Below are 7,186 nucleotides of genomic sequence, written 5' to 3'. Positions count from 1 at the left end.
GAGAGAGCACTGCCGGCGGCGGGCAGGACCTGTTCGGCCCAGATGACCTTGCCCTCCGGTGTGTACCGGGTGCCCCAGTGCTCGCTGAGCTGGGCCACCAGGAACAGTCCGCGGCCTCCCTCGTCCATGGTGGCGGCGTACCGCAGATGCGGGGCGGTACTGCTGCCGTCCCACACCTCGCAGGTCAGAGTGCGATCGCGCAACAGACGAACGCGAACTGGCGCGGCGGCGTACCTTATGGCATTGGTGATGAGCTCGCTGAGGATCAGTTCTGTCGTGAAGGCGAGTTCCTCAAGGCCCCACTCCTCGAGTTGCTCGGCCGCGAGGCCGCGCACGGCGCCGACCTCGCTCGGGTCGAACGGTACATCCCACTCTGCGACCCGGCTGGGGCCCAGAGTCCGTGTCCGGGCGATGAGCAGCGCGATGTCGTCGGCCGGCCGGACGGGGAGCAGGGCGTCGAGTACGGCGCGGCGGCTGGCTCGCGGGTCTCGGCCGGGGTGGCTCAGCGCCGTGCGCAGCGTTTCCAGGCCCACTGAAATGTCCCGGCTCCGCTCCTCGACCAGCCCGTCGGTGTACAGGACGAGCTGACTGCCTTCCGCCAGGTGCAGTTCCATGGTCTCGAACGGCATGCCTCCCAGCCCCAGCGGGGGACCGGCCGGCAGTTCCGAGATCGTCGTCGTGCCGTCCGGGGCGACCACGAGCGGTGGCATGTGCCCTGCGCGCGCCATGGTGCAGTTCTGCGAGACCGGGTCGTAGACGGCGTACAGGCAGGTCGCGCCCAGGACACCGCCGTCCGAGGGCGTTCTGTCGCCTTCCTGGTCCATGCGCTGGACGAGGTTGTCGAGACGGGCGAGGAGTTCGTCGGGCGGCAGATCCAAGGAGGAGAAGTTGTGCACGGCCGTGCGCAGCCGCCCCATGGTGGCCGCGGCGTGCAGGCCGTGCCCGACGACGTCTCCGACGACGAGCCCGACGCGGCTGCCCGACAGCGGGATCACGTCGAACCAGTCCCCGCCCACTCCGGACTGGGCGGGCTGGTAGAAGTGAGCGACGTCCACCGCGCTCTGCTCGGGCAGATCCTGCGGCAGCAGGCTGCGCTGGAGCGTCACCGCGAGATGGTGTTCGCGGGTATAGCGGCGGGCGTTGTCCATGGTGACCGCGGCGCGGCCGACAAGCTCCTCGGCCAGGGACAGGTCGTCCTCGTCGAACGGTTCCGGCTTCTGCGACCGCCAGAAGTTGACGATCCCGAGGACGACACCTCTGGCCTTCAGCGGAGCCGCGATGAGCGAGTGGATGCCGTAGTCGACGATCCGGGACGTCCGCAGCGGGTCCTGGGCGTGCCAGCCCGGCGCGTCATGGAGATCGGGTACGAGTTCGGTCGTGCCCGTGCCGTAGCCACGGGCCTGCGGTGTGGACGGCAGGAAGTCGATCAGTGCGCCGAGCGGGTACAGCGGGTGATCGGATCGGATGCCGCTGACCGCCGTGCGCCGCATGTCGGCGCCCGGGCCGGGCTCGTCGCCCTGCAGTACCGGGTCGGCCAGGTCGACCGTGACGAAGTCCGCGAACTGGGGAACGGCGACGTCGGCCAGCTCCTTCGCGGTGCGGACCACGTCGAGGGTGGTGCCGATGTCACCCCCGGCGTCGTACAGCAGCTTGAGCCGCTTGCGGGCCGTCTCCGCCCGGCTGCTCAGGAGCTGCATCTCGGTGGAGTCGCGGATGGTGACCGCCGAGCCGTGCGGGTGCGTGGGCCGCTGATTGACCACGAGCAGCCGGTCCCCGGCCTCCAGCACCTCGTCGGTGGCCACCCGGCCGGACAGCAGCAGTTCCGCCATTCGGCGATCCATGCCGACCTCGTCGACGGGGCGTCCCTCGGCGTCGTCCGGCAGGCCGAGCAGCCGTCCGGCCTCGTCGTTCGCCAGGAGTAGTCGTCCTTCGCCGTCCGTGATCAGCACCCCTTCGCGGACGGAGTGGAGCACCGCGTCGTGGTGCTCGTACATGCGGGTCATCTCCTGCGTGCCGAGCCCGTGGGTCTGGCGGCGCAGTCTTCGGCTGATCAGCGCCGTGCCGACGGTGGCCAGAGCCAGACCGCTGGCGATGGCCAGGAGGATGACCGGAAGCTGACGGTCGGCGATGCCGGTCACGCTCGCCACCGTCAGACCTGCCGAGACCAGGGCGACGACCTCACCCTCGGGCGAGGTGACCGGGACGATCGCCTGGATCTCCTTGCCGAGCGGCCCCTCCACACTCTCGGTGTACACCTCGCCGGCGAGTGAGGGCTCGATCGTGCCGACGAACCGCTCGCCGATGCGGTCGGGCTGGGGATGGCTGTAGCGGATGCCGTTCGTGTCCATCACCACGATGAAGTCCACGCCTGCGTCCTTGCGTGTCTCCTCGGCGAGGGGCTGCAGGATCGCGGACGGGTCCGGCGAACGCAGCGCGTCCTGCAGGCCCAGGGAGTTCGCGAAGGTCTGAGCCACGGAAACCGACCGGTTGCGCGCTTCACGGTCGATGTCGTACCGCGACTGCAGCAGCAGGGCCAGGAGGGCCCCGGCGGCGAGCAGCACCACGATCGCCACCTGAAGGACGAAGACCTGTCCGGCGACGCTTCCGAATCTTCTGCCTAGGTTCGACCGCACCGGGACGCCGGGCACGGGAGACGAGACGGGCTCACAACCCCAGTTGTAGCACCTCCCCGCGGCCAGGGCTCCTGGCGTTCACGGTACGCATCCGGACCACTGCACAAGGTTCCCGCCGCTGTGGGTCAGGAGGATGGACGTCGATCCACGATCTGGGAGACGAGGGCGTCCGGGGCGAGGCACTCGCCGTCCCGGCCGCGGGACAAAGGGTTCGGTCCGGCACAGGAAGGCGGCGACGTCGGGCATCGAGGCGCGGAGCAGGGCGGTGCGTCGTCTTCCGTGGCCGGCGGAGCAAGAGGTGGACACGGCCCGAGTGGTCGCCGCGGCCGGGGGGAACGACAAGCCGCCCGCGTGGTTCGTTCCTCGGCTCCGGCCGTGAGTGCGGTGCGCGAGAGGGCCCAGGCGAGGGACACCGGCGAGCCGGTGTGACTGGCGAGACAGACCGTGCACGGGGTCCTCGGCCGCCTTCGCGCTCCTCACCCGTGTTCCAGCCTGGCGGCAGGTGGGGACCAGGTGGGGACCACGCGGTGTGCGCGGTGGCGAAGGGCCTGGGTGTTCTCACACGGTTCGCGCCCAGAATTGGTCCGTCATGTCACGACAATCTCCTTGACCCCCACTCCTGGGGGTCAAGGGGTCGCAGGTTCCCGTTCGGTGAGCAGCATGTTGACGTCGCGGCGGACGCGGGTGCAGCGGGTGGGGTCAGGGCTTCGGGACGGTGTTGATGTAGTCGGTGCCGGTGCTGTGGAAGCCCTCCACCGTCTTCCGGAGGTCCGCCTGGGAGACGGCCTCGGCGGCCTTGTAGTAGACCCAGTCGACCTTCATGTCCCAGGTGCGCGGGCCGCCGGCGAAGGGGAGGTCGATGAACCAGTTGCTGAAGTGGATGTCCATCTGCTCGCGCGGGACGTACTTGCCGGAGCTGGTGAAGAGCTCCTTGCCGTCCAGGGAGTAGGTGACCTTTCCGTCCATGGCGGTGATCATCATGGTGTGCCAGCCACCGAGGCGCCGCTCGAGGGTGTTGTGGACCCGGTCCGGCGGGTCGGCCTTGTACCAGCTGACGTTGTCGAGCTGCGGACCGACCGAACCCCAGCCGCCGTTCGGCAGGTACTCGAAGTCGAGTTCGCTGTAGTTCTCCGAGGAGTCCGATGAGGAGATCGGGAAGAAGGTCTGGACGACGTGGTCGCCGTCGCGTCCGGTCGTGGGCTTGTCGCTGAGGTGGACCCGGGCGGCGAAGGTTCCCTCGAAGAAGTTCCGGCTCGTGGTCTGCACCTCGACCTGCGTGGTGCCCTGCTCCGTGCCGTCGGTGGAGGAGCGCAGTCGTAGGACCTTGCCCCCCTTGGCCGTCGGGTCGGAGGGGAAGGCGGCGCCGTCGGCGCTCCAGGTGTCCTTGATGCCCGGGCCGCCCCCGCCGGTACGGATCTCCCAGCCGTGCGCGGCGAGGGAAGGGTCGTCGGCGCCGGTGTAGTCGAAGTCGTCGAACAGGGTTCCCGGCGGTCCGGTGGGCGTCGGCGAGACGTCCCGTGCGGGACCGGCGGCGTCCGCGCCCCCGCCGCCGGTCGCGGGGTCCGCGGAACACGCGGCGAGCACGCACAGGAGGGCGGGCAGCGTGAGCGCGGTCCACGCTCGGCGACGAGAGGTGCGACGGGGCTGGCTCACACAGGCTCCTTGGGGCGTAGAGGCGGCGACTGGACACGCCCGTTGCATGCGGATCGATCGCGGATCGCATGAAGTGAGCGGTCATCCTAGCGAAGGATTCAAGCCATCTCGTCTTGTGGTCAGCACCCGGTCATCCATGGGTCGAGAGACGCCCGTTGACATACCGATCCGGTTACGGCATCCGATCGGAATGTGCCAAATACGCACATCGCACACCAATCGATTCAGGTCATGCGCTACGGTCCGCTCTACGCTTCAGCGGTCTCCACACCCTGCACAAAAAGGCCACAAGTAATGCGCCAAGTCGCCACACCCTCCAGGCGCGGATCGCTCCACTCGGCACAGCCCGACGTGGCTGAAACACGTCATGAGGAGCCTGCTCCGGCACCTGTGTTCGTCGACCAGTCGGGTCTGCGCAGCCGGCTGCTGCGGCGCTTCGGCTGGCCGGTCTCCGTGGTCGGCGCGATCCTGGCGGCCGCCATGTGCGGCAGCCTCATCGGCGGTCAGTCGGACGCCCCCGCGATGGGGATACCGCCGAAGCCCTCGTACCTGCCCACCACGGGCCCGTTGTCGCCCTCCTGGCCCTAGAGGGCGCGGTCTGCGACACCCCGCCCGAACAGTTCGGTCATCACGCCGAACATCGTGACATTCCATGGCATACCGCGACCCTCGTGCCGCCCGGAGCAACGCCCACGGGCCGGTCCGGGCGCGCCTGATCGTCCGCACCACCCATCTCCAGGAGCGCCCTTGTCCCGCCACCAGCGTCGTCGGCAGTCCCTGCTGAGACCGCGCCGACTGGCTGCGCCGCCGCTGCGCTTCTTCATGCCGCTGTCCCTGCTGGCGTGCCTGCTCGCGCTCCTCGTCCTGCGCGGCCTCGCCACCAACGAGGCGTTCCACGACACCCGGATCGCGACCTCGGTCGACAAGACGACCGTGCCGGAGAACCTGCTCAAGGGCGGCCCGATCGTCGACGCGCGCGGCACCAAGAACGAGCGCCCCGTGAGTTACCGGATCCCCGACCGCACCGTGGTCCTGAGCTTCGACGACGGCCCCTCCCCGGAGTGGACCCCGAAGATCCTGGACGTGCTCGCGGCCCACGACATCCGCGCGGACTTCTTCGTGACCGGCGCGATGACCACGCGCCACCCGGAGCTGATCCGGCAGATCGTCGCGGGCGGCCACGAGATCGGCGTGCACACCTTCACCCACCCCGACCTGGCGTACCAGTCCGAAGCCCGCATCAGCTGGGAGCTGGCGCAGACGCAGCTTGCGCTGGCCGGCGTCGCGGGCGTCCACAGCGCGCTGTTCCGCCCGCCGTACTCCTCCGACGCCTCGGCGCTCGACGACTGGAGCTACCCGGTGATCAAGTACGTGGGTTCCCACGGCTACCTCACCGCGTTCATCGACCGCGACACCGACGACTGGAAGCGTCCCGGCGTCGACGCGATCGTCGAGGCGGCGATGCCGCGCAAGCCCGGCGCGGGCGAGCTGATCCTGCTGCACGACGCGGGTGGCGACCGTACCGAGACCCTTGCCGCACTCGAGCAGATCATCGTGAAGCTGCAGGGCGAGGGGTACCGCTTCGCCACCATCTCCGAAGCACTCGGCGCCACCAACGCCACCGTGCCGGTGCACGGATACCAGCTGTGGGCGGGCAAGTGCTTCATCTGGGCCACCCAGGCCGCCGTGCTCACCCTGCCGGTGCTGGTCGCTCTGCTGGCCGTCGTCGGCTTCCTCAACTTCGGCCGGTTCGCGCTGATGCTCGTCCTCGCACCGCTCCACGCCCGGCGGTCCCGGCGGCGGGACGCGTGGGGACCGCCCGTCACCGAGCCGGTCACCGTCCTCGTCCCGGCCTACAACGAGCGCGAGTGCATCGCGAACACCCTGAACTCCCTCGTCGCCAGCGACTATCCGATCGAGGTGATCGTCATCGACGACGGCTCGACGGACGGCACCGCGGACATCGTCGAGGAGATGCGTCTGCCGTTCGTCCGGCTGATCCGCAAGGCCAACGGCGGCAAGTCCAGCGCGCTCAACACCGGCATCGCGGCCGCGTCGCACGAGATCATCGTGATGATGGACGGCGACACCGTCTTCGAGCCGTCCACCGTGCGCGAGCTGGTCCAGCCGTTCGGCGACCGGGCGATCGGCGCGGTCGCGGGCAACGCCAAGGTCGGCAACCGCGACAGCCTGATCGGCGCCTGGCAGCACATCGAGTACGTCCTCGGCCACAACCTGGACCGCCGGATGTACGACATGCTCAACGTCATCCCGACCATCCCCGGCGCGGTCGGCGCCTTCCGCAAGGAGGCCCTGCGGCGGGTCGGCGGAATGAGCGACGACACCCTCGCCGAGGACACCGACATCACCATGGCGGTGCTCTGCGACGGCTGGCGGATCGTCTACGCCGAGCGCGCCCGCGCCTGGACCGAGGCCCCCGCCAGCATTCAGCAGCTCTGGTCCCAGCGGTACCGCTGGAGCTACGGCAGCATGCAGGCGATGTGGAAGCACCGCCGCGCCGTGACCTCCCGCGGCCCGGCCGGACGCTTCGGCCGGCTCGGGCTTCCGCTCGTCGTGCTGTTCGGCGTGGTCGCCCCGCTGCTCGCGCCGCTGGTCGACATGTTCCTGCTGTACGGCGTGCTGTTCGCGGACGCCCCGATCACCCTCGCCAGTTGGGGCGGCTTCATCCTGCTCCAGGCCGCGCTGTCCTGGTACGCCTTCCGGCTCGACGGCGAGAAGCCCCTGCATCTGATCAGCCTGCCGATCCAGCAAGTGGTCTACCGGCAGCTGATGTACATCGTCCTGCTGCAGTCCACGATCACGGCGCTGACCGGCGGCCGACTGCGCTGGCAGAAGCTCCGGCGCACCGGCGAGGTCGCCGCACCGGTGGAGGCCTGACC

The 7,186-nt window shown here is 69.6% G+C and carries 4 protein-coding genes; 2 read left to right on the top strand and 2 right to left on the bottom strand.

The window, feature by feature from the left end:
- Together ACZ4XX_RS37415 and ACZ4XX_RS37410 are read right to left on the bottom strand one after the other, a co-directional pair.
- Positions 1–2,573 (bottom strand): SpoIIE family protein phosphatase (locus ACZ4XX_RS37415; RefSeq protein WP_468512272.1); only part of this gene is annotated, 2,573 nt, incomplete at its 3' end.
- A 759-nt stretch (positions 2,574–3,332) separates the two neighbouring features.
- A complete protein-coding gene (locus tag ACZ4XX_RS37410; protein ID WP_468512271.1) occupies positions 3,333–4,286 on the bottom strand; it encodes a glycoside hydrolase family 16 protein in 954 nt (317 codons plus the stop codon).
- Between the two features lie 351 nt (positions 4,287–4,637).
- Between ACZ4XX_RS37410 and ACZ4XX_RS37405 the strand changes: the two genes are divergently transcribed.
- Complete coding sequence (locus ACZ4XX_RS37405; protein WP_468512270.1) at positions 4,638–4,874, top strand: hypothetical protein; 237 nt, start codon at positions 4,638–4,640, stop codon at positions 4,872–4,874.
- Between the two features lie 222 nt (positions 4,875–5,096).
- Positions 5,097–7,184 carry a bifunctional polysaccharide deacetylase/glycosyltransferase family 2 protein gene (locus ACZ4XX_RS37400; RefSeq protein ID WP_468512274.1) on the top strand — a complete coding sequence of 696 codons (2,088 nt, stop codon included), beginning with the start codon at positions 5,097–5,099 and terminating at the stop codon, positions 7,182–7,184.
- Positions 7,185–7,186 lie beyond the last annotated feature (2 nt).

Source organism: Streptomyces sp. NPDC029956 (assembly GCF_055574655.1).
This window is presented reverse-complemented; position numbering and strand designations above follow the sequence as displayed.